This window comes from Halopseudomonas sp., from assembly GCF_047631575.1.
Classification (GTDB): domain Bacteria; phylum Pseudomonadota; class Gammaproteobacteria; order Pseudomonadales; family Pseudomonadaceae; genus Halopseudomonas.
In genome coordinates, this window is record NZ_JBLIAB010000001.1 from 291668 (window position 1) to 315017 (window position 23350).

A 23350-nucleotide genomic window follows, 5' to 3' on the forward strand; every position below is an offset into this window, starting at 1 on the left:
GATCAGCGCCCCTTCACCGACTCTTCCAACTCAAGGAAGCTGGGGCGGTGCTCTGGCAAAAGCGCCTTGCGACCGAATTCAACCGCAAGAGCCGGCGGCAGACCCTGGGCGCTCGCCACCAGACACATCTTGATCGCCTCATAGGTGTTGATCTCTTCATGCGCCTCGTGCTCCATTGCCGCCGCGAAAGGACCCACAAACCCGTAAGCCGCCCAGATACCCAAGAAGGTACCCACTAGTGCCGTCGCGACTTTTTCACCGATCATCTTATTGTCGGCTTCACCCAAGACGCTCATGGTAATGACGATACCCAGAACGGCGGCAACAATACCGAATGCCGGCAAACCATCAGCCACCCGCGTTACCGCGTGGCTCGGGCCTTCGAGTTCTTCGGTGAGGCTGGATATCTCCACATCGAACAGCGCCTCAAGCTCGTGCGGTGCCATATTGCCGGTCGACATGATCCGAAGGTAATCACAGATAAATTCAGTCATGTGCTTATCTTTAAGAACCGCCGGATATTTGCTGAAGATAGGACTTTCTGCGGGCTCTTCGATATCGGCTTCGATCGACATCATGCCTTCGCGACGACTCTTGTTCAGGACTTCGTAAAGCACTCCGAGCACGTCAAGATAGAAAGGCTTACCAAAGCGATGGCCGAAGATAATCACAGGAACCTTGGCGAATACTTTCTTGATTGTAGCCATGTTATTGGCGACCAAAAATGCACCAAAGGCAGCCCCACCAATAATCAGGATTTCAAAGGGGTGCCACAGTGCAGCAAGCTTTCCGCCGGAGGCCATGAAGCCACCTAACACGCTGCAGAGAACTACCAGATAACCGCCGATTTTCAACATAGACCCATCAAATTCCCTGAAAGACACGAAACCACTGCGCAGCGGCAGCAAAACCAGCTTGTTCACGTTATAGTCATGTGAGAAATCATATAAGCTATTGTAAAGCCCCAAACACCATGAGCACAGAACAACCCAAAATAACTGACATGGCACAAGATGATATCGGCATACTGCGCCAAAATCTGAACGCCTTTGTGCTGCCAATTGAAAAAAAACAACAATTGGCGCTTTGCAGCTACCTAGAACGGGAGATGTTAAATTTTTCCGAACTGGTCGCTGAACTGCTGCGCGTTCCGGCTGCCGCGCTGCAGGTCTGTCGCGTGGCTGGCGACTTAGCACGGCGCAGAGACATCGACATCCTTACTCTTGAACAAGCCTGTAATCTGCTGGGCACACATCGCCTAAACGACATTATAAAGGATTTGCCTGTTCTAGAAGCGAGTGAAATGCCTGATGCCTACCGCCAAATCCTGAGTATCAGCGAGCATGCGTTAGCGCAATCTCAGGGCCTGTTCGCCCATCGCATGGCGCGTCTATGGCATGAAGTATCTCTGGCCAGCCTACTGTTTCTCTCACCCTGCTGGGTACTAGTCTACCTGCGCCCCGAGATCTTCGAAGAGTGGGACGCACATCATCTGGACAAAGCGCAACAGGGCGCCGAGCTAAGCCTCTGGCTGCTCAATAGCGAACGGGTGCTGGGGCTAGCACAGAAAATTGCCCGGGATTGGTGGCTGCCACCTTGGATTATGCAAGGCTACCGCTCGCTGAGTACCAGCCGTAAAACAATAGTCAAGGCTTTGCATATCGCCCGCGACAGCCAACATCCTCAGGAACAGCAAGCTGCACTGGATGCCGATCGAAACCTGTCGCGCTGGCTGACACTGCCTGCCAACAGCCTGGTGATGGCAAACGGCTTGGCGCTAGGTGCGTACCATGATTGGGATGCGCGGCACACCCGCCGCTGGCAACAGCTAACGGCCCTATATCTTGGCCAAAGCGTGGCCGAAGTCCAAGCCGCCAGTCATGTCAACGCAGTAAACAGTGCACGAAACCTGCATCATCATCACGGATCAACTCTTTGGTTACCCGCAGAAGCGCTTATATGGCCGGGCGGGTCTCGCAGGCACCTTGGCATGGCTGCTGTCGCAACAACCACCGCCACAGCGCCCGGAGCCGACTCAGCGCTATGGCGACAAGCCTGTACGATGCTCGCCAGCCAGCATAGCCCGTTCGCCAATTTGAATGATCTGATCGAAACCGCGCTACACGCCACAACGCGTGGGCTGGGCGCAGAGCAAAGCTGGGTCGCACTGTATAATTCACGCAAACACGAGTTGATTGTATTGGCAGAGCATGGCTTCGCTAAAACAAAAAGCCCTGTGGGGCTTTCTTTGGGTGAAGGTCGCGGCAATGCCTGGGGCCAATGGCTACAGAGTGATGCGTGCCATGAAGTGAACTCGGCGCTAATCGCTCTGGATACTGAACCCTTTCCACACAGCCTCTTTCACATCGCGACCGAGGGCACAACCCGGCTACTTCCACTGTTTTACAAAAAACAACTAATAGGCCTTCTGGGGACACAAGGTGAGACAGCGTTAAGCCTGACAGTCGACAAACAGCGCCTCGCCTTGATCAAAACAGCAGAGTGTCTTAATCGGGCGCTGGTCAGCTTCAAGCAAAAGACCTGAGCCATTATCATAGAGCCTTAACCGATGGAGACGCTTATGCTCGACCCCCTATTCCCGCTTCTGATCGAACCCGAGGACCTCCCTCCCGATCTCGATCCGAACTGTGTCCGTCTGGTGGACCTTTCTACCGCCGAACAATACGCCCAAGCGCATATTCCAGGAGCAGTGCATCTGACACCCGCGCGTATCACGTCGGGCCTACCAGTGCCGGGGCTGTTGCCGGATCGTGAAGCGCTGCAGCACTTGCTCGGAGAGCTCGGACACCATGGTGGCCTGCACTATATCGTCTACGATGACGAAGGCGGAGGCTGGGCTGGTAGATTCATTTGGCTACTCGATGCGGTTAGCCATCCCCATTACAGTTACATTAACGGCGGCCTGAAGGCATGGCTGGAGGATGGCCATCCCACGGAGCAAAACCCTTCCACCGTCGAACCCACCACACCGGAACTACAAATCGACCCAGGCCCAAGCATCACTTTGCAAGCGCTTCAGACAGAACTGAGCAACCCCGAACTCGTCGTATGGGATGCAAGATCGCCGGCAGAGTATCGTGGCGAAAAAGCCTTTTCTAAAAAAGGCGGACATATTCCCGGTGCTATCAACTTTGAATGGACCGAGGGCATGGATCCTCAGCGCGGACTGCGGCTGCGCAGTGACCTGGCAGAGCGACTCAAAAGCCAGGGCATTACCCAGGACAAGCAGATTATCACCCATTGTCAGACACACCATCGTTCCGGCTTTACCTATCTGGCAGCAAAGATTCTTGGCTTCCCCCGCGTCAGGGCCTATCCCGGGTCCTGGTCTGAATGGGGCAACCATCCAAACACACCCGTCGAATCCTGAGGACACTCCATGCGCGATCGTTTATTTATCATCATGCAGTACCTGCTTCCCCAGCACTTGCTATCGAGACTCGCCGGGGCAGTAGCTGATTGCCACTGGCCCTGGTTGAAAAATGCCTTCATCAACTGGTTCGTCGATCGTTATCAGGTAGACATGTCCGAGGCGGTTGAGGAAGATCCCACAGCTTTTAGCTGCTTCAACGATTTTTTCACTCGCGCCCTGAAAAAAGGAGCACGCCCGCTTCATGATGAGCCCAACTCCATTCTGTGCCCTGCCGACGGTGCGATAAGTCAGCTGGGTGCAATAGAGCACGGCCGGATATTCCAGGCGAAAGGTCAGAGCTTCAGCGCTCTGGAGTTATTGGGCGGCAATCCCGAGCACGCAGCTCTATTTCAAGGTGGACAATTCGCCACCGTTTATCTTTCCCCGCGGGATTACCATAGGGTGCACATGCCACTGGGTGGCGAGCTGCGGGAAATGATCTACGTGCCTGGCAAATTATTCTCCGTCAACCGCAATACTGCTGAAAATGTACCTGAACTGTTCGCGCGCAACGAGCGGGTAGTCTGTCTTTTCGACACTGAAGCAGGCCCGATGGCCGTGGTGCTGGTCGGGGCGATGATCGTCGCATCAGTGGAAACACCTTGGGCTGGGCTGGTGGCACCACCCAAACGCCAGCTAAAAATCGAGCAGTATGGCCAGGCCGCTCCGGCACTGGACCGTGGCACCGAGATGGGCCGCTTCAAGCTCGGCTCAACGGCTATTATCCTTTTCGGTCCGGGACGCGCCCAGTGGACCGAATCATTAAAAGCGGGCGACGCTGTGCGCATGGGGCAACGCATGGGGGATCTGATTACGTCTTGAGCTGCAGCGCCTGCGGCGTTAGTTCAGGCGCGATCAAAGCCGAACGCGATAACCTCATCAATGCGTTTGGCGTCTAGCGCCAACATAATCAGACGGTCAACACCCAAAGCAACGCCAGCACAGGATGGCATCCCCGTTCGCAAGGCATCGATCAATAACGCGTCGACGGGCAGCACCGACCGCCCCAGCTCCCGACGCTGGTCCTGATCGAGCTCGAAACGTCTGGTCTGCTCCTGCGAGTCCGTGAGTTCAAAGTAACCATTGGCCAGCTCCATGCCTCGAATAAATAACTCAAAGCGGGCAGCGCTCGGCACATGATCATCCCCCTCCAATACTTGCGCCAAAGCTGCCTGCGAAGCAGGAAAGGCGTAGACCATCGTCGGTTCCACTAGTAGCGGCTCGATGCAATGGGAGAAAAGCAGCTCTAACCAACCATCACGGCTCAGTTCTCCCTTGAAACCACAGCGCAGACGCGATTCCTCAGCCAGCTGGGCGTCGGAGCAGCGATGGATATCCAGGCTTAACAAATCAGCAAAAAGCGTTGCGTAGGTCACCCTTCGTGCCGGAGCAACACTCAAAATTGCGCATACAAGCTCGTCTACTTCGTCCATCAGGCGATGATGATCAAACCCCGGGCGATACCACTCCAACATGCTGAACTCGGGATTATGACGACTGCCGCTTTCGCCGTTGCGAAACACCTTAGCCAGCTGCCAGATAGAACCACTGCCTGCCGCAAGCAGGCGTTTCATCGGATATTCAGGAGACGTTTGCAGATAATAGCAAGATGATTCACCACCGCCGTCAGGCACAAAGACAGTCGCAAAAGGAAAAAGATGGGGATCGCTCACCGCCGCACTCGACAATGCTGGCGTGTCGACCTCCAGCACATCCCGATCAGCGAAGAATGCCCGTATTTTAGCGATCACCGCCGCGCGAGCGCGCAACGCGGACATTGATGCCGACGGTTGCCACTGGTGCGTCATATAGTCTCCTGAAAGAAGCGTTTTGTAGAAATAAAAAACCGGGGCAAGGCCCCGGTTTTCGCATCACGTATAAAAATGCAAACCATCAATGCGGCAGAGAATCCGTCACTCAGGCACGGCCGACATAGTCGCCACTGCGTGTATCGACCTTGAGAACATCGCCCACGTTAATGAACAGAGGCACCTTGACCACGGCGCCCGTAAGCAGCTTGGCCGGCTTGGTACCGCCGCCAGAGGTATCGCCGCGAACGCCTGGATCAGTCTCGACTACTTCCAGCTCAACAAAATTGGGTGGCGTAACGGCAATCGGTGCACCGTTATATAACGTCACCTGGTAGATCACTTGCTCCTTGAGCCAGTTACTGGCATCGCTGATAGCTTTTTCATCGGCCGCAACCTGCTCGAAAGAACCGTCCGTCGCCATAAAATGCCAGAATTCGCTATCGGTATACAGATACTCCATTTCACGATCCATGACGTCTGCGCCCTCCAGACTGTCGCCGGACTTGAAAGTACGCTCGTTGACACGGCCCGTTTTCAGATTGCGGACCTTGACGCGGTTGAATGCCTGCCCCTTGCCCGGTTTGACAAACTCGTTCTCGAGAATCGCACAAGGATCGCCATCGAGCATCACTTTAAGACCCGACTTGAATTCGTTGGTAGAATAGTTAGCCATATATTTCCCACTGACAGTTTGAACGGAATGTCCGGTATCGCGCAGAGCACAAGCACAGCTCCAGCCAGCAAGCCCGGACTGCGACCGACGTGGTGAGCCAACGTCAGACGGATGCCCAGCTACCCATGCGCCGAAAAACACAATGATACATGTATCTTCCACAGCTGTTGAGCCTGCGACCTGGCAAAATCTTCTTGCCACCAGTATTACCGACCCGAATGTGCTGCTGCGACGGCTGAATCTCGACCCTTCGTTGCTCGAGTCAGCATACGCTGCCAGCCGCGAATTTGCTTTGCGAGTGCCAGAACCTTACCTTGCACGCATGGTACCAGGCGACCCCCACGACCCTCTGCTCAGGCAGGTTTTACCCATCGGTGAGGAACTGCATCAACAAAACGGTTACGTGCTCGATCCGCTGGGTGAGCAGCACGCCAACGCCTTACCTGGCGTGATACATAAGTACCACGGCCGACTTCTTTTAGTGGTTAGCGGCGGATGCGCTATAAACTGCCGCTATTGCTTCCGCCGCCACTTTCCATATGAAGAAAACAACCTCGGTACCGCCCAGTGGCAAGATGCGCTTGATTATATCCGCCGGGACCCAAGCGTGCGTGAGGTGATCTTCAGCGGTGGCGACCCGTTGGCGGCCAATGACCGAAGACTCGCCTGGCTTACCCGGGAGATCGCCTCTATCGATCATGTCAGGCGCTTGCGGGTGCATACTCGGTTGCCTGTGGTAATTCCGCAACGGGTCACTCCTACGTTGATTGAAGCCCTGTGCGGCACCCGCCTTCCTGTAACCATGGTGCTGCACTGCAACCACGCCAACGAAATCGATCAGAGCGTTGCGGAGGCTATAAGCAAAATGCGGGCGGCGGGAATGATGCTCCTGAACCAGTCTGTATTGCTGCGAGGCGTCAACCATAAACTTGAACAACTTATTGATCTGAGCGAAGCGCTGGGCGATCACGGCGTTATGCCTTATTATCTGCATGTGCTTGATCGAGTAAGGGGTGCTCAACATTTTAATGTGGAAGATGAAGAAGCCCAACAGCTGGTGGGTCGCATGCTCACCCGCCTGCCAGGTTTTCTCGTGCCCAAGCTAGTCAGGGAAGTCGCTGGAAAAGCGGCTAAAGTGCCACTTCCAGTAGAGTTGGCCGCCGATTGAAAATGGAACCACCTGCGTCAATTTAGTGTCTGCCGTCCGCAGCTATATATTACAGGACTTAGCGCGCACACTTATTAACTGATAAAGTATTGAACAAAGCCGGTTCCGTCTTAGCGCATCTTCTTCGGAACCCGCCCACACCGCGTCGGGACTCGGATTGACCCGTTTGAAATGGACAGGACTCTTATGGAAAGCACAGCCCAAAGGCTGAGTTTGCGGATACCCCAGCAACATCTCAAAACATTGAGTTTTGCTGAGGGTAGCGAGAAAGGTATTGTCAACTGGATTGCTAACCTGCCCAAAGCCAACATTGGGGAAACGGCAAGACAACTGTACCAGGGGCTGATTGAAATCAATCAACTGGAGATTGCTCCGGACAAACGGCTGGCGATTCTGGAGCAAATACGACCCGAGGTTTATTACGTTTGCAGTGCGCTATCAAAGTATTATCTAGGTCAATCAATCGTCCTGGAAGACAAGCCACGCAAGGTTGCCAATCTTTCCCAGTCGTTACAGAACCATCTGGCCAACGGCTACAAGATTGTGGTCGCCCAAGAGCGTCAGATCCGTTCACGCGATCATTCTGCTCTTATTGGACTCGCTATCCAACGTGCCATGCGAGGCCTATGTGGCCCCCTGTTACGAGCCTTTCAACTTTATTGTCCCGTAGCCGACGGTGTTTGGCTGGAGCTGCACCAGCTGTATCAGCTCGCGCGCAAGCGCAATTTACATCAGCAGCCGATTAACGATAGCGAAAGTCTTGAAGGCAAGCCCCTGAGCATAGAGCAGTGCTACCTGATAGCGTTGCTTATGGGATCCGCTCGACCGAACCAGATGCGCCAAAGTGCCATGGGTAGGCTCTTTGTAATACTCGAGGACTGGTCGCGGCTTGCTAACCTGCTTCCACCAGAAGATCCCAAAGCCCTTTTCATCGTCAATCCAGCAATGGATTGTCCGCCCCGTTACCGCTCGCTGATTCTTGAAGAAGATCCATCCAATAGCCTTGGGTTGAGCACCGATCGACTGGTCGACTCTATCAAGGAATACATGCTCAACGGTGGCGAAAACCATTCCGGCTTGCGTGTACCTGAGGGACTCGGCATCGAGATGCTGCAACATGTAAGTCAATCCTGGGGAGACTTGGCCGAACGCACGTTCAACCGCGTGCCCGGCCGGGGTGTATTGAAAATCAGCATTGGCATGAGCGCAACGCATTTCCGTATCGCTCAGACCACTTTTGCCCATTTTATGAGCGCCGACGAACACGAAATCAATCCTTTCACCGATGCTGCTCAGCGGTCGCGTCAGGAGGGCTGGAACTCAGCGTTCGACTCAGGTCAACCGGTAGACTGGCAGCCAGGCGGCGTCGAGCAGATCAATTACAAGGACCTAGGCGATAACAGCGGCAATGAGGAAGGCGAAGAGCACTATCCGATACACGCCCTGCCCATCGTTAACCACAGCCCGGGTGGATTCTGCCTGACCTGGCCACGCGACGTCCCCAAGCAGTTGCAAGCAGGTGAGCTGCTTGGCATTCAGGAAGAAAGCGATCAGGACTGGAGCCTGGCCGTTGTGCGCTGGATACGCCAGGTGAGAGGTGGTGGTACGCAGATGGGTGTTGAGCTGGTGGCGCCGCACTGCACACCATGTGCGCTCAAACTGATCCGCAAGACTGAACAGCCAAGTCAATACCTGCGAGCACTGATACTACCCGAGGTAACCGCTATTGACCGCCCCTCCACTATTATCACACCGCGCATGCCGTTCAGCGTGAACAGTAAAGTTATGATCCTTCAGGGTAACCGGGAAGTGCGCGCTCATCTGACTGACCGCATCGCTGCCAGTGGTAGCTTCAGCCAGTTTGAATACCATTTATTGGAAGAAACTGGAGAGAAACAAGTCAAACCACAGACGGCTGGCTCTGCGTTAACCGTTAGTACTGACGATGACTTTGACTCCCTCTGGAAGTCTCTGTAAATTCAGATTCCAAAACCGGGCCCTATCGGCCCGATCTAGTCTGGAAGATCATGGGCAAAGATACTCACGCCATTAGATTACTGATTCTGGACGACTCGCAAAATAATGCCGAGCGTCTGGTCAGCATCCTGCGAAATGCGGGCCACGCGACCCGCGCCCATCGGATCACCTCCGTCGAAGATCTGCAGGAATCGCTCCAGCAGAACTGGGACCTCTGTCTCGCCGTAAGCCAGACCAGCTTCATGAGTGCGAATGACGCCAGCGCCATGATTCTCAGGCATTCTCGCGACATCCCTTTTGTGCTTGTTGCCAAGGAATTGAACGAAAACGTGCGTACCGAAGCCTTGATGCACGGAATGCACGATGCCGTATCCGAATCCACCGACTCATTGCTGGCTCTGGTAGTCAAACGGGAACTGCTGAGCTTGACTGCACGACGCCAACAGCGCATCGCGGAACAATCATTACGCGAAACAGAAAAACGCTGTCAACTACTCCTAAGCAGCTCGGTCGATGCCATAGCCTATGTGCATGACGGGATGCATATTTATGCGAACCGCTCATATATCCATCTATTCGGTTACGATGATGCCGACGACCTTGCGGCGGAACCCATGGTGGGTTTAATAGCTACCAAGGACCAAGCCACCTTTAAGACGTTTCTACGTCATTACATCGATCAGGGCGATCAGAATGAAATGCGCTGCAGCGGCGTGGGTGTCGATGGCAAGGAGTTCCCGATCACCTTGAGCTTTTCATCCGCGAGCTACGATAGCGAGCCCTGCACTCAGGTCGTTATTCGTGCAGAAACCGCCAGTGCCGACTTTGAACTGAAGCTCAAAGCACTTGCCAGCAAAGACCTTGTCACCGGACTATTCAACCGCGCCTACTTCCAAGAGCAGCTCGAAGCGATCAGCGAGAAAGTAGTCCAGGGAGGGCTGGCCAGCTCACTGATCTACATGAGTATTGACAGTTTCAACGGGGTTCAGACTGACATCGGTATTGGTGGTGCGGATCTGATGCTGGCGGACCTGGCTCAACTACTACGTGAAGCTTTCCCGGAATCCACACTGATCTCACGTTTCAGCGATGATGCTTTTTGCATTTTGCTAAACGGGGGAGAGCCAGAAGCTATCTTAGCCTCGCTTGACAACTTGCGTGGCAAGGTTGAAGCAAATCTGTTCGAGGCCAGTGGCCGAACCATACAGATCACTGTCAGCATGGGCGTGTCTTCAATCAGCGAAACAAGTCCTAAACCCGAAGAAGCGATTGACCGTGCTCATCGTCTGGCAGAACAAGTCACCCAAGCCGGCGGCAATGCAATCAAGGTATTCAATCCGCTGGAAGAGCTGGCTAATCAGGCTAATCGCGGCAATCTGATCGCCCTGGTGACGCACGCTCTTGAAACCAACGGGTTCAAATTGTTGTTCCAGCCGGTGATTAGCCTGCGTGGGGACAATCATGAGCATTACGAGACTTATCTGCGACTGCTCAACTCCCAGGGTGAGGAAGTATCCGCCGCAGAGTTCATGCCGGCCATCAGCGACGCTGGACTAGCAGTAGAGATTGATCGTTGGGTAATCAGCCGGTCCATCAGGCTGCTTGCTGGTCAGCGCGGCAAAGGATCGGACACGCGCCTTTTGATCAATCTCAGTAGTGCCAGCTTGCAGGAGCCTCAACTTGCCCATTGGGTTTCGGGCTTGCTGAAGGAAAACCGTCTGCCTTCTGACAGCATCATATTCCAGTTTAATGATGCCGACGCCAATACGTATATGAAGCAAGCAAAAGTACTCACAGAGTCGTTACGCTCCATGCACTGCAAGGTGTCCTTGAGCCACTTCGGTTGCGCCTTGAATCCCTACGCATCGCTCAAGCACCTTCACGTCGACTTTATCAAGATTGACGGCTCATTTACCCGGGAACTCGCCGATCCAGAATCAGCAAATGCACTCAAAGAGATAGTCGCGACACTGCACGGCATGGGCAAACTGACGATAGTGCCCTATGTAGACAGCGCCACGATGATGCCAACACTCTGGCAGGCCGGGGTGAACTACATTCAGGGACATTACTTACAATCGCCCACTGACGGAATGAATTACGACTTTTCAGCTGAGTAAACACTGGCCTGGAGACAGTTATTTGCTCCGGGCCAGCGGTTCAGACACCCTCTCTGTCGCGAAATCCAAGCAGATACAGGATGCCATCCAAACCCAGGGTCGAAATGGCCTGCTTGGCTGATTGTTTGACCAGTGGCTTGGCTCGAAAGGCGACGCCCAACCCGGCTATAGCCAGCATGGGTAAATCGTTGGCTCCATCGCCCACCGCAATAGTCTGCTCTAGACTGATGCCTTCCCGTTGCGCCAATTCGCGCAGCAGATCCGCCTTACGCTGCCCATCAACAATCGGTTCTTTTACGCCTCCGGTCACTAGGCCATTTTCGACCGGCAGGGCATTGGCATAGACGTAATCGATCCCTAGACGCTCTTGCAAGCGCTCAGCGAAATAACTGAAACCACCCGACAGGATTGCCGTTTTGTAGCCCAGGCGGCGCAGCTGACTGATCAATGTCTCTGCGCCTTCGGTCAGGCGCAGAGAATCAGCAACTTCTTCCAGTACGCTTTCCGGCAACCCTTTGAGTAACGCCATGCGTTCACGGAAACTCGCTTTGAAGTCCAGCTCGCCGCGCATGGCTCGCTCGGTTATGGCTGATACCTGCTCGCCGACGCCCGCAGCCTTGGCCAGCTCGTCGATCACCTCAGCATCGATCAGTGTGGAATCCATATCGAAAACCACCAGACGCCGATTACGTCTAAATATACTGTCTTGCTGGAAAGCGATATCCACATTAAGTTGTTGGGCGATGGTGAGAAACTCGGCCCGCAGCTGCGCGGGATCGTCAGGCTCACCGCGAACCGAAAACTCGATACAACCCTTGCCCTGATCCGCTGGAAGCCCCTCGGGTATTCGGCCGGACAAGCGGTCGATCTGATCGATGTTCAACCCGTAACGCGCGGTAATGTCACTGACAAGAGCGATGTGCTCGGCCGTGACACGGCGAGCGAGTAACGTGACAATATGTCTAGGCTTTCCCTGTCCGGTGACCCAGCGGCTATACTCCTCAGCGCTCACAGGCGTGAAGCGCACCTGCTGGTCAAGCTCATAGCCCCGAAACAGAACATCCTTGAGTACATCAGCCATCGTTTCGCCACCGGCCATCTCAACCAATATTCCGAACGACAACGTATCGTGAATCACGGCCTGGCCTATATCCAGAATATTCACTTCAGCTCGCGCAAGGATGCCGGTGATAGCCGCGGTAAGTCCTGGCCGGTCCGGTCCGGTGATATTGATCAGCACGATTTCCTTCAAGGTACCCGCTCCAGTCTCAAGTTAATATGGAAGGCTATTCTACCTGCAATTGCCTATCAGCTCACACATACAGCCTTTTGCCGTCCGACTGGAATCGCTATACTTTACCCAATCAGTCTTTCAGCTCTCGATTTTGCGGGAACTGTGTTTACTTGAAAGCGTCCCACCTACACTTTTCCACTGACAGAGCCTTACCTTGAATCAGATACCCCCTGCTTCCGACAACCTGTTTCTGCGGAGCTACGCCGCTTGGCGTGCACACAGTGTGAAGCTGACCGGCAAGCTGCTCCTCATGGTCCTTATTCCTCTTGCAGCCCTACTCCTGTTACTAGGCGTCGCAAAATTACAACTGAATAGTGAAGTCGCCCGGCAGGCTGATGGCGCGGGCACCGAGCTGGCAAGACAAATCGCAGCATCGCTAGCCGAGCCACTGTCCGCCGATGACCAGCTGAGTCTCAATATTCAACTCGCACAATGGAAGCGTAACCCGCTGATAAGCCATGTCCGCCTTTATACCGCTGAGAACCGGCTGATCGCCGAGGCCGGTGACGAACCGGGACGCCGGGGTATAGCGCCCGGCCAGGGTCAGTTTAATGCTGTGGTGCATTTTCAGGAGACGATCGTTGGTCAGGTACAGCTCTATCTGGCGGCAGAGCCCTTTGTTGGACCAGCAAATACCCTGCTTTGGCGCTTAGTGTGGGGCACTATGCTGCTTGCCCTGATTGCTGGCCTGGTCGCTTGGCGAGTCGCCCGCAGCATGCGCCTGAGCCTGCTAGGACTGGGTCTCTGGTATGGCGACTCCGGGCAAGCAGTTCCGGGCTTTGCCCGGCGCGATGAGTTGGGCGATCTGGCTAGGCAATTAGGTGAACGCCAGATTATTGATATGCCTCCGGAACCTGAACCCGAGCCTGTACCCGAAGCTGCAACTACCGATCATTTAGCACAGTCTATGATCGCTGGAGAAGAAACATCAGACCCTGGCGAAGCTGATGGCAGATCCGTTTCTCCCGATGACCTGCTTGAGCCGAAGATGGATATCGCTGATGCAATCGACAAGACTGGGGGCGAGGAAAAACAGAATATCGTGGAGCAAAACATTGCGCCAGAACCGACATCTGGGTTTGAGTCAGACCCGCAAGCACCCCCGACAGCGGATCCGCTCACGATCCAACAACCGCCAGAAACAGCTATTCTGGCAGTCAGGCTAGGCAATCAAGACGCGCTCAGACGTCTGCCAAGACCGCGCTTAATGGCGCTGCTGGACCGTTACCGCGAGCAGCTTCAGCGTGCCTGCGAGCTATACAGCGGCCGCCTGCAGACGTTCCACGACGGTACCAGCCTGGTTGTTTTTCATGCGCGAGAGTGCAGACACGACGAGTTGACTCACGCACTGTGCTGCGGTGAGCTTTTGCGCGTGCTGGGCCATGAGCTCCAAGTAGAGATTGCCGACACGGGCATCACTCTGCACCTGCAGCTCGCCATTGGACATGTCTCTGACCTCAAGGACATACCGACAGACGCACTAGCCGAGCGACCAGAGTGCCAAGCGGTCATAGGACCCGTTCAGTTCAGTCGCAACCTGCTCTTGCTAGATGCAACACTGGCCGATAGTGCTTCTTTGAAAGAACGTGCTGTAGTCCGCCGCCTGGCAAGCCAACCCGGCATCTACTGCATCGAACGATTGCACGTCCCCTACCAGGCGATGCTGGAGCAACAGCTCCGACACTTCAACCAGCAACGTCCGGGTTGACACTGGCTTTAGCTTTCTCCACCGTGACCTGATCAACTTTCTGGAAGCCCCGGGGCAATTTGTTGCCCCGCCGGCCACGCTCACCTCGGTAATGCTCCAGATCACTTGGCCGTAAGGTCAGAGTTCGCTTGCCCGCAGTCAGCACCAGATTGGCATCAAGCGGCAACACGGCAATGTCCAACACAAACTCCTCGCGGACTCTAACCCTGGCCGCAGGCACCGACAGAATTTTGTTACCCTTACCCTTGGCCAGCCGCGGCAGTTCTGACAAGGGGAAAACCAGAAGCCTACCCTCATTCGACACAGCGACCACCTGATCGTCCTTGTCCTTGCCTACGGCTAAAGGCGACATCACTTTGCCGCCCTCGGGGATGGATAGCAGCGCCTTGCCATTTTTGTTTTTGGCCAGCAGATCGGAGCCTTGGGCGACAAATCCGTAACCCGCGTCGGATGCCAACAAATAGAGTGACTGATCATCCGGCATCATCACGCACTCGAAGCGAGCACCTGGCACTGGGCTTAATCTACCTGTTAACGGCTCACCCTGGCCCCTCGCCGACGGCAAGGTGTGCGCCAGGAGGGAGTAACTGCGTCCGGTCGTGTCGATGAAAACGACTTGCTGATTGGAACGTCCGCTGGCCTGAGCCTGAAATGCGTCCCCTGGTTTATAAGTGAGACTGGCACCCGCCACATCATGACCTTTGGCGCATCGCACCCAGCCTTTTTCCGACAGCACAACAGTGACTGGCTCAGATGGCAATAGCTCGGTTTCCGATAACGCCTTTGCTTCCCGCCGCTCCACCAGTGGCGAGCGACGCTCATCACCGTAGGTCTCGCCATCGGCTATCAGTTCGTCACGCACCAGATTGCGCAACAGCTTGTCGCTGCCCAGCAGCGCCTGCAGCTTGTCACGTTCATCGGCCAAAGCATACTGCTCGCCGCGGATCTTCATTTCTTCCAGTCGAGCCAACTGACGCAGGCGAGTATCAAGAATGTAGTCAGCCTGCAGTTCGCTCAAGGCGAAGCGACTCATCAGCTCCGCACGCGGATGCTCCTCGGTACGGATGATGTGAATCACCTCGTCGAGATTGAGCATCGCGATCATCAAACCTTCCAACAGATGCAGGCGCGACAGTACCTTGTCCAATCGGAACTGCAGACGCCGACGCACAGTAGAGATACGAAATCCGAGCCATTCGCCGATCAGTCCCCGCAGATCCTTGACTGCAGGACGTCCATCGGTACCGATGACGTTCATGTTGACGCGATAACTGTGCTCGAGTTCGGTAGTGGCGAAGAGATGCTGCATCAGTTCTTCGGCATCCACGCGGTTGGAGCGCGGCACAATAACGATACGGGTCGGATTCTCGTGATCGGATTCATCACGCAGGTCAGCGACCATTGGCAACTTTTTCGCCTGCATCTGTGCGGCGATTTGCTCCAGTACCTTGGAGCCGGATACTTGGTGAGGCAAGGCCGTTATGACAATATCGCCCTCTTCCCGAGTCCAGATGGCGCGGGCCTTGACTGATCCGCGGCCTGAAGCATACATCTTCAACAGTTCACTGCGTGGCGTAATGATTTCAGCTTCAGTGGGATAATCAGGCCCTTGAATGTGCTCCATCAGCTCATCAAGGCCAGCACCGGGATCATCTAGCAAACGCACACAGGCAGCTGCAACCTCACGCAGGTTGTGCGGCGGCACGTCGGTGGCCATCCCTACGGCAATACCCGTGGTGCCATTGAGCAAAAGATTGGGTAGCCTTGCGGGCAGCACCATGGGTTCATCCATGGTGCCGTCGAAGTTCGGTTGCCAGTCAACAGTGCCCTGTCCGACTTCCGTCAGCAATATCTCACTGTAGCGCGCCAGCCGTGCTTCGGTATAACGCATAGCAGCAAAGGACTTGGGGTCGTCCGGCGCACCCCAGTTGCCCTGGCCATCGACCAGCGTATAGCGATAGGAAAACGGTTGAGCCATCAGCACCATGGCCTCGTAACAAGCCGAGTCGCCGTGAGGATGATATTTACCCAATACATCACCGATCGTGCGTGCTGACTTTTTATGCTTGGAGGTTGCGCTGAGCCCCAGCTCGCTCATTGCGTAGATGATGCGGCGCTGAACCGGCTTGAGACCGTCGCCAATATGCGGCAAGGCGCGATCCATGATCACGTACATGGAGTAATTGAGATAAGCTTCTTCGGTGAAGGCAGACATCGCCCGACGCTCAACTCCGTCCATACTCAGATCCAGACTGTCACTCATACATTCCCTCTGTTTGGCAAAGCTGTCGGGCTGTCCCCGCCAACCTGTGTCAACGATACTGACGTAATATCAATTCCCCACCGCGCTGGCTGAAGTCCAGCTGACGTAGCGCGCTCATGCCGAGCAATATTTCTTCGCCGTCCATGCCCGGCACAATACCCGCATTGACGTTTACCAGGCCGATCGCACCCAAGCGCAGCGAATCGATACGGGTGGTATAGCTGTCCGCCATCCCGTTGGCTGTATTGACGGCTATGCGCCGACCACGGGGAAGACCGAGACGATCAGCCACCCCCGCTGGAATCGCCACAAAGGTCGCACCGGTATCCAACAGGAAGGTGACATCACGACCATTGATCTGGCCACCCAACAGATAGTGTCCCTGAGCGTTGGATTGCAGTCGCACTTCAATTGCGCGGTCGGTTGTAATCGACTCGGGCGTTTGGTTCGGGTTGATCCGGCGCTCTTCCAATCCGGAAAACCACATGGCCGCCAGACTCAACCCCGCGACCCAGGCGAGAATCATCATTATCTTGCCGATGCGCTGTGTAGAACCGGTCTCGCTCAAACGTCTAGCTCCTCCGATGAGCAGCGGCGGCGTAAGCGGCAGAACTCACAGCAATACTTCCGCAATATCGCCCTTACTTTCCAGCCAGCGCTTGCGGTCCGGGGCGCGTTTTTTTGCCAGCAACATATCCATCAGTGCTTCGGTACCTGGCATATCATCAATCGTCAGCTGCACCAACCGCCGTGTATCCGGCGCCATGGTAGTTTCGCGCAACTGCAGCGGGTTCATTTCACCTAGTCCCTTGAACCGTGTCACCTGAATCTTGCCACGCTTGCCTTCAGCCTCGATGCGATCAAGGATGCCCTGCTTCTCCGCATCATCCAGTGCGTAGAACAGCTCCTTGCCGATATCAATACGGTATAGCGGTGGCATCGCTACAAATACATGCCCCGCAGCGACCAAGGGTTGGAAGTGCTTGACGAAGAGCGCGCACAGCAATGTTGCAATATGTAGACCGTCAGAATCGGCGTCAGCCAGAATACATATTTTGCCATAGCGTAGCTGCAAGAGGTCCGGAGAACCGGGATCTACTCCAATCGCCACGGCGATGTCGTGCACCTCCTGGGAAGCCAGAACCTCGCTGGAATCCACCTCCCAGGTATTGAGAATCTTACCTCGCAGCGGCATCACCGCCTGAAACTCCTTATCACGCGCCTGCTTGGCGCTGCCGCCAGCCGAATCGCCTTCGACCAGAAACAACTCCGAGCGCCGGCTATCCTGCCCCGCGCAATCGGCCAGCTTACCCGGCAGAGCGGGACCCTGGGTGATGCGCTTTCGCTCGATTTTCTTGCCGGCTTTCAGGCGCCGTCCGGCGTGATTGATCGCTAGCTCGGCGATCTGCATGCCAATATCCGCATGCTGATTCAACCAAAGACTAAAGGCATCCTTAACCACACCGGAGACAAAAGCCGCCGATTCGCGAGAAGACAGTCGTTCCTTGGTCTGACCGGAGAATTGCGCTTCAGCCATCTTCAACGAGAGCACGTAACTGACCCGCTCCCAGACATCCTCGGGAGCCAGCTTGACGCCGCGTGGCAGCAGATTACGGAACTCGCAAAACTCGCGAATAGCCTCCAACAGGCCGGCTCGCAAGCCGTTCACGTGGGTACCGCCCTGAGCGGTGGGAATCAGGTTGACGTAACTTTCCTGCACCAGATCACCGCCTTCGGGCAACCAGAGTACCGCCCAGTCCACCGTTTCCTGGCGCGCCTTAAGGCTACCAGTGAAAGGCTCCTCCGGCATTTTAGGCCACTCTGCACAGGCATCCATAAGATAATCACGCAGGCCATCCTCGTAATACCAGGTGTTCTGCTCGCCGGATTGGCGGTCGTCAAACTCGACAGTTAAACCGGGGCACAACACCGCCTTAGCCTTGAGCAGATGTTTCAACCGACTGACGCTGAATTTCGGCGAATCAAAATAATCTGCATTGGGCCAGAAGGTCACTGTGGTACCGGTATTGCGCTTGCCAACGGCACCAACCACTTTCAATTCGCTAACCTTCTCACCATGCTCGAAGGCCATCGCGTATTCCTGTCCGTCGCGGCGCACCCGCACATCAACACGCAGAGACAGCGCGTTAACCACAGAAATGCCTACACCATGCAGACCGCCGGAAAACAGGTAGTTTTTACTGGAGAATTTGCCACCGGCATGCAACCGAGTAAAGATCAACTCGACACCCGACACGCCTTCCTCGGCATGCATATCGACGGGCATGCCACGTCCGTCATCGGAAACTTCCAGAGCGTTGTCCGCATGCAGGATCACCGATAGTCGGCGCGCGTGTCCGGCCAGAGCCTCATCGACGCTGTTATCGATGACTTCCTGAGCCAGGTGATTAGGCCGTGTTGTATCCGTGTACATGCCAGGGCGGCGACGCACCGGATCCAGACCGGTGAGCACTTCCAGCGCATCGGCGTTGTAGGTCGATTGAGACATAGGCTGCCTGGTTATCCTTGATTCTTCTAATGCGGGGGAGAATAACACTCACTGGCCGATGCCGCGCAATCCACCGAAGCGGCCCCCATAACGCTTCGATGCCAGACTGGCGGACCGCTTGTTTTGATCGCGGGCGCGTTCAGTATCCTACCGCGCCCGGTTCTGGCAGAAAAAGTCCGGCCTCCAGGCGCGATACCCGTGTTTCGATAGACCCGTCGGGCAGCAAGGCAAAGCGACGGTAGCCTGGGGCCTGGGTATCAGTCGCAAAGTCCACGCTATGCCTAGCGAACTGCACGCAGGTTGATGGCGTAGCCAGCAGTCGAAGTCCATCAAGCTGCTCGTCTAGTTCTTGGTGAACGTGCCCCCACAGAACCACCTTGACTCGGTTATCCAAACGCAGGCGAGGCAAAAGGTCATCCACATTCAACAGCCCCAGAGGATCCATCCAGTCGCAGCCGATTGGAACGGGATGATGATGCAGACACACCATAATGAAACGTTCACCCGCACTGTCCAGAGCCCGTTCCAGTAGTTCAAGCTGATCGGGGGCAAGATAACCGGCCACCGAGCCAGCAACACTGGAGTCCAATAGAACGATTCGCCAGTTTCCAGCATCTACCCACTCTTGGGTGAATCCGACATCCGACCCTATCCGGCCCATAAGCGCCGCATCATCGTGGTTGCCAGGAATCCAGTGGCAGGGAGCTGGCAAGGTCGCCACGGCAGCAATAAAGCGCCGGTATGCAGACTCGCTGGCATCTTGGGCGATATCGCCGGTAGCCAGAATCAGATCGATATCCGGAACTTCACTGCGAACCAATTCAATCACCGCATTCAGGCTAGCCGATGTGTCCAGACCCAACAGGTCGGCATGGCCTAGCGCATACAAATGGCTGTCCGTCAGCTGCACCAGACATACTGCCTCTGATGGATTTCCTATCGGTGATGGCATGGATCACCTGCTCCTGATCACTGTCCGGCGCCTATAATGGCAAGTAGATGACGCTGAATCCAGCGACTGGTTCGGAGCATTGGCCTGAGCAATGATTGGCCTTGCCTCATTGTCGAATGATAACAGGCTGGTCGCTCCGGCCATACCGCTGGCAGTAGCCTAGCCACTCGCCAAGAAACTGATTCAGCTGATACTTTTCATCCGGCTGCAACATTTGTTCGTTCGGGTATGGATACACTCCGCGAAAGCGCCGACGGTTATACGCTGCAACCACTTCAGCCATGGCAGCGTCGTGATACAAACGCACTTCCATGCTAGGAGGAATCAGCCACTCGTGATCACGCTGATGGGTTAGCCGCAGGGTCGTGGTATAGCGGCAGCGTTCGAGCACATGAAGGCTCAGACTTTGCGGCTGCCCGTCTTCCGCTTCTACCAACAATCGCAGATAGTCACTGCCGGCCATGTCCGGCATTAACCTCACCAGTCTCCAATAGTTCGCTTCACAAGACGCCTGCAGACCTGCCAAATCGACCTTGTAGCGCGGTTTGCGCAGTGCATTCATGGACGCACCCCCGCCTCTTCACGAAGCCTTGTAGCGTGCATCGCCAACCACTGCAGTGCAATGATACTGGCGGCGTTATCTATGCGGCCGCTTTCCATAGCGGCGATGGCATCGGCCCGTGGCCAGACACCCACTCTAATGTCCTCACCTTCGTGATCCAGTCCATGAACACCACCAGCTTCCCGGCTATCTACAAAAGCGCAGTACAGGTGAACCTGCTCGTCGCTTCCTCCAGGCGATGGAAAGTAACGCATGATAGGCATTAGTTGCAGCAGGCTCAGATCCGCCTCTTCCCGCGCTTCGCGGTGGGCGACTTCTTCAGGACTTTCGCCGCTGTCAAACAGGCCAGCGACCAGTTCAATAAGCCAAGGACGCTCACTCTTATCCAGCGCGCCAACGCGCACCTGCTCTAGCAGCACGACGCTATCTTCCCAAGGATCATAGGGCAGCACACAGACGGCATCGCGCCGCACAAAAAGTTCGCGGCGCAACTCCGGCCCCCATCCGCCACCAAACAGGCGATGGCGCAGGGTAAGAATATCCAGCTGGTAAAACCCACTGAAAGCGGTTTCCCGGCGGATGATGTCCACGTCAGCGCGGGTGAAAGTGTCCAACCAGAAGCCCCCAAGGCAGTCGATGTGTTTAGCTGCCTAAGCTCGCACACCTAACGGGGCTTCGGCAAGGCTTCAGACCTTTTGATACAACTGCGAGCCACTGGATCTAAATTCCTCGGCTTTGGCTTTCATGCCTTCTTCGACCTCCAAATCAACTGTCTCAATCCGCTGTCCGGCGGCATATTCGCGCACCTCTTGGGTAATCTTCATCGAACAGAACTTAGGCCCGCACATGGAACAGAAATGTGCGACCTTTGCAGAGTCCTTGGGCAGGGTTTCGTCGTGATAACTGCGAGCCGTATCTGGATCCAGCCCCAGATTAAACTGGTCCTCCCAACGGAACTCGAATCGTGCCTTTGACAGCGCATTGTCGCGTATCTGGGCACCGGGATGCCCCTTGGCCAGATCCGCAGCATGGGCGGCAATCTTGTAGGTAATAATGCCTGTTTTAACGTCATCTCGATTGGGCAGACCCAAATGCTCCTTGGGTGTGACATAGCAAAGCATCGCACAGCCGAACCAACCAATCATCGCCGCGCCAATCCCTGAGGTTATATGGTCGTAACCCGGCGCAATGTCCGTGGTCAGTGGGCCCAGCGTATAAAATGGCGCCTCATCGCAGCATTCCAGTTGCTTATCCATATTCTCCTTGATCAGTTGCATCGGCACGTGACCCGGGCCCTCGATCATCACCTGTACATCGTGCTTCCAAGCAATTTTGGTCAGCTCACCCAGGGTTTCAAGCTCGCCAAACTGGGCCTCGTCGTTAGCATCGGCAATAGAGCCCGGACGCAAACCGTCGCCCATGGAAAACGAGACGTCATAGGCCTTCATGATCTCGCAGATATCTTCAAAATGAGTATAGAGAAAACTCTCCTGATGGTGAGCCAGACACCACTTGGCCATGATCGAGCCACCGCGTGAAACGATGCCGGTGACCCGATTTGCGGTCATGGGCACATAGCGCAGCAACACACCCGCATGAATGGTGAAATAATCCACGCCCTGTTCGGCTTGTTCAATCAAGGTGTCACGGAAGATCTCCCAGGTCAGGTCCTCGGCAACCCCGTCAACCTTCTCCAGCGCTTGATAAATGGGTACGGTACCAATTGGTACCGGCGAGTTGCGGATGATCCACTCGCGGGTTTCGTGAATATTCTTGCCGGTGGACAGGTCCATGACCGTATCGGATCCCCAGCGGATGCCCCAGGTCATCTTCTCCACTTCCTCTTCAATCGAAGAGCCCAATGCGGAGTTACCAATATTGCCATTGATCTTCACCAGGAAGTTGCGACCAATGATCATCGGCTCGAGTTCTGGATGATTGATGTTAGCGGGAATGATCGCCCTACCGCGCGCGACTTCTTCCCGAACGAACTCAGCGGTTATCTCTTTCGGGAGCGAGGCACCAAAGCTCTGGCCCGGATGCTGATTGGCCAGCAGACCGGCGGCTCGCGCCTCCTGCAGTTTCATGTTTTCGCGTATCGCGATGTATTCCATCTCCGGCGTGATAATACCTTTGCGTGCGTAATGCATCTGCGACACGTTGCAGCCGGCTTTAGCTCGGCGAGGATGGCGCACATGGGCAAAGCGCATACCGTCCAAGGCTGAATCAGCAAGGCGCTGATTACCGAATTCAGAGCTGAGCCCGGATAATATTTCTGTGTCCTGGCGCTCTGCTATCCAGACGCTGCGCACATCGGCCAGGCCTAAGCGCAGATCGATTGCCACCGCCGGATCAGTATAAGGTCCGGAGGTATCGTAAACAGTCACCGGGGCATTTTTCTCGCCACCCAGCTCAGTCGGCGTATCCGCCAGACTGATCTCTCGCATCGGGACACGAATATCAGGGCGCGAGCCGGTTACGTATATTTTGCGCGACCGAGGAAAAGGCTGGGCGGCGGCGCCGTCGGCACCCGAGGAAACAAGAGATGTTTGGGATTGTTTGCTGGTCATTGCTGTGCTCCGCTGCGTCAATGGTTCGCAGGGAACCGAAACGGCAGGCAGCATGGGCTGGAACAGCCGGCAGCAAGCACGCATCTCGATTCCTACGCCGGTGCTAACCGGATCAGGTTCAACGGGTATTATCTCAGCCTGTGCAACACCGCAGGCACCCCGTCAAGATGAGTTGAGAGCATACCACCAGCAGCTCGGCTGCGGCTACAATCCGCTGTGTGGCCCACCATCTAACGCTTTTCCCTGCGTGGTGGAAACAGGTGACAGTAACGAGCCGCTGCTGGCGAAAGAACGGGAGAAACACTTTGTT

General features: G+C 55.3%; 18 protein-coding genes and 1 riboswitch. Of the genes, 7 read left to right on the forward strand and 11 right to left on the reverse strand.

Translation table 11 applies throughout. The features are described from left to right. Positions 1-2 precede the first annotated feature (2 nt). Complete coding sequence (gene motA, locus ACJAXR_RS01470) at positions 3-857, reverse strand: flagellar motor stator protein MotA (RefSeq protein WP_415056954.1); 855 nt, start codon at positions 855-857, stop codon at positions 3-5. Positions 858-1003: 146 nt separating this feature from the next. Between motA and ACJAXR_RS01475 the strand changes: the two genes are divergently transcribed. Genes ACJAXR_RS01475 through asd form a run of 3 tightly spaced genes read left to right on the forward strand, consistent with a single transcriptional unit; the run spans position 1004 to position 4255 of the window. Continuing rightward, the gene (locus tag ACJAXR_RS01475; protein WP_415056475.1) at positions 1004-2545 is read left to right on the forward strand and encodes a hypothetical protein; all 1542 of its coding nucleotides are present in this window, start codon (positions 1004-1006) and stop codon (positions 2543-2545) included. Positions 2546-2581: 36 nt separating this feature from the next. Beyond that, positions 2582-3391, forward strand: coding sequence for a rhodanese-like domain-containing protein (locus tag ACJAXR_RS01480; RefSeq protein WP_415056476.1), 810 nt, complete (start codon positions 2582-2584; stop codon positions 3389-3391). 9 nt (positions 3392-3400) lie between these two features. Next, on the forward strand, positions 3401-4255 hold the full coding sequence (gene asd, locus ACJAXR_RS01485) for an archaetidylserine decarboxylase (RefSeq protein ID WP_415056477.1): 855 nt from the start codon (positions 3401-3403) through the stop codon (positions 4253-4255). A gap of 23 nt (positions 4256-4278) precedes the next feature. Here asd and epmA read toward each other — a convergent pair whose 3' ends face one another. Together epmA and efp are read right to left on the reverse strand one after the other, a co-directional pair. Continuing rightward, positions 4279-5241 (reverse strand): elongation factor P--(R)-beta-lysine ligase, encoded by a 963-nt coding sequence (gene epmA, locus ACJAXR_RS01490; RefSeq protein WP_415056478.1) that lies wholly within the window; start codon positions 5239-5241, stop codon positions 4279-4281. A 109-nt stretch (positions 5242-5350) separates the two neighbouring features. Continuing rightward, the gene (gene efp, locus ACJAXR_RS01495) at positions 5351-5917 is read right to left on the reverse strand and encodes an elongation factor P (RefSeq protein WP_415056479.1); all 567 of its coding nucleotides are present in this window, start codon (positions 5915-5917) and stop codon (positions 5351-5353) included. 142 nt (positions 5918-6059) lie between these two features. Here efp and epmB point away from each other — a divergent pair, with 142 nt between their 5' ends. The 3 genes from epmB (at position 6060) to ACJAXR_RS01510 (ending at position 11182) form a co-directional block, all read left to right on the forward strand. Beyond that, positions 6060-7085, forward strand: a complete 1026-nt coding sequence (epmB, locus tag ACJAXR_RS01500) for an EF-P beta-lysylation protein EpmB (RefSeq protein WP_415056480.1) — start codon at positions 6060-6062, stop codon at positions 7083-7085. Positions 7086-7271: 186 nt separating this feature from the next. Beyond that, positions 7272-9062, forward strand: coding sequence for a molecular chaperone (locus ACJAXR_RS01505; protein WP_415056481.1), 1791 nt, complete (start codon positions 7272-7274; stop codon positions 9060-9062). Between the two features lie 50 nt (positions 9063-9112). Beyond that, a complete protein-coding gene (locus ACJAXR_RS01510; RefSeq protein WP_415056482.1) occupies positions 9113-11182 on the forward strand; it encodes an EAL domain-containing protein in 2070 nt (689 codons plus the stop codon). A 40-nt stretch (positions 11183-11222) separates the two neighbouring features. On the opposite strand, the gene serB is transcribed toward ACJAXR_RS01510, so the two are convergent. Continuing rightward, positions 11223-12434 (reverse strand): phosphoserine phosphatase SerB, encoded by a 1212-nt coding sequence (gene serB, locus ACJAXR_RS01515; RefSeq protein ID WP_415056483.1) that lies wholly within the window; start codon positions 12432-12434, stop codon positions 11223-11225. Between the two features lie 196 nt (positions 12435-12630). On the opposite strand from serB, the gene ACJAXR_RS01520 reads away from it, so the two are divergent. Beyond that, entirely contained in the window at positions 12631-14184 is a 1554-nt protein-coding gene (locus ACJAXR_RS01520) for a hypothetical protein (RefSeq protein ID WP_415056484.1), read from the forward strand. On the opposite strand, the gene parC is transcribed toward ACJAXR_RS01520, so the two are convergent. From parC to thiC, 7 genes are all read right to left on the reverse strand, one after another. After that, the gene (parC, locus tag ACJAXR_RS01525; RefSeq protein ID WP_415056485.1) at positions 14162-16447 is read right to left on the reverse strand and encodes a DNA topoisomerase IV subunit A; all 2286 of its coding nucleotides are present in this window, start codon (positions 16445-16447) and stop codon (positions 14162-14164) included. The two genes, ACJAXR_RS01520 and parC, sit on opposite strands and share 23 nt — an antisense overlap. Before the next feature lie 49 nt (positions 16448-16496). Next, positions 16497-17015 (reverse strand): TIGR02281 family clan AA aspartic protease, encoded by a 519-nt coding sequence (locus tag ACJAXR_RS01530; protein WP_415056486.1) that lies wholly within the window; start codon positions 17013-17015, stop codon positions 16497-16499. A gap of 45 nt (positions 17016-17060) precedes the next feature. After that, complete coding sequence (gene parE / locus ACJAXR_RS01535; protein ID WP_415056487.1) at positions 17061-18956, reverse strand: DNA topoisomerase IV subunit B; 1896 nt, start codon at positions 18954-18956, stop codon at positions 17061-17063. A gap of 139 nt (positions 18957-19095) precedes the next feature. Further along, positions 19096-19908, reverse strand: coding sequence for a 3',5'-cyclic-AMP phosphodiesterase (gene cpdA / locus ACJAXR_RS01540; protein ID WP_415056488.1), 813 nt, complete (start codon positions 19906-19908; stop codon positions 19096-19098). Between the two features lie 106 nt (positions 19909-20014). Next, entirely contained in the window at positions 20015-20470 is a 456-nt protein-coding gene (locus ACJAXR_RS01545) for a DUF1249 domain-containing protein (protein ID WP_415056489.1), read from the reverse strand. Beyond that, positions 20467-21084: an NUDIX domain-containing protein gene (locus ACJAXR_RS01550; RefSeq protein WP_415056490.1), complete on the reverse strand. Its 618-nt coding sequence runs from the start codon at positions 21082-21084 to the stop codon at positions 20467-20469. Before ACJAXR_RS01550 ends, ACJAXR_RS01545 begins: the two co-directional genes overlap by 4 nt. A 72-nt stretch (positions 21085-21156) precedes the next feature. Next, a complete protein-coding gene (gene thiC, locus ACJAXR_RS01555; RefSeq protein WP_415056491.1) occupies positions 21157-23040 on the reverse strand; it encodes a phosphomethylpyrimidine synthase ThiC in 1884 nt (627 codons plus the stop codon). A 72-nt stretch (positions 23041-23112) separates the two neighbouring features. Next, positions 23113-23212, reverse strand: a riboswitch (TPP riboswitch). Positions 23213-23350: the final 138 nt, after the last annotated feature.

Bases quoted from the DNA above. Each gene is read 5' to 3' on its own strand.
- motA (WP_415056954.1), bottom strand. From the start codon at position 857: ATGTTGAAAATCGGCGGTTATCTGGTAGTTCTCTGCAGCGTGTTAGGT.
- ACJAXR_RS01475 (WP_415056475.1), top strand. From the start codon at position 1,004: ATGGCACAAGATGATATCGGCATACTGCGCCAAAATCTGAACGCCTTT.
- ACJAXR_RS01480 (WP_415056476.1), top strand. From the start codon at position 2,582: ATGCTCGACCCCCTATTCCCGCTTCTGATCGAACCCGAGGACCTCCCT.
- asd (WP_415056477.1), top strand. From the start codon at position 3,401: ATGCGCGATCGTTTATTTATCATCATGCAGTACCTGCTTCCCCAGCAC.
- epmA (WP_415056478.1), bottom strand. From the start codon at position 5,241: ATGACGCACCAGTGGCAACCGTCGGCATCAATGTCCGCGTTGCGCGCT.
- efp (WP_415056479.1), bottom strand. From the start codon at position 5,917: ATGGCTAACTATTCTACCAACGAATTCAAGTCGGGTCTTAAAGTGATG.
- epmB (WP_415056480.1), top strand. From the start codon at position 6,060: ATGATACATGTATCTTCCACAGCTGTTGAGCCTGCGACCTGGCAAAAT.
- ACJAXR_RS01505 (WP_415056481.1), top strand. From the start codon at position 7,272: ATGGAAAGCACAGCCCAAAGGCTGAGTTTGCGGATACCCCAGCAACAT.
- ACJAXR_RS01510 (WP_415056482.1), top strand. From the start codon at position 9,113: ATGGGCAAAGATACTCACGCCATTAGATTACTGATTCTGGACGACTCG.
- parC (WP_415056485.1), bottom strand. From the start codon at position 16,447: ATGAGTGACAGTCTGGATCTGAGTATGGACGGAGTTGAGCGTCGGGCG.
- parE (WP_415056487.1), bottom strand. From the start codon at position 18,956: ATGTCTCAATCGACCTACAACGCCGATGCGCTGGAAGTGCTCACCGGT.
- cpdA (WP_415056488.1), bottom strand. From the start codon at position 19,908: ATGCCATCACCGATAGGAAATCCATCAGAGGCAGTATGTCTGGTGCAG.
- ACJAXR_RS01545 (WP_415056489.1), bottom strand. From the start codon at position 20,470: ATGAATGCACTGCGCAAACCGCGCTACAAGGTCGATTTGGCAGGTCTG.
- thiC (WP_415056491.1), bottom strand. From the start codon at position 23,040: ATGACCAGCAAACAATCCCAAACATCTCTTGTTTCCTCGGGTGCCGAC.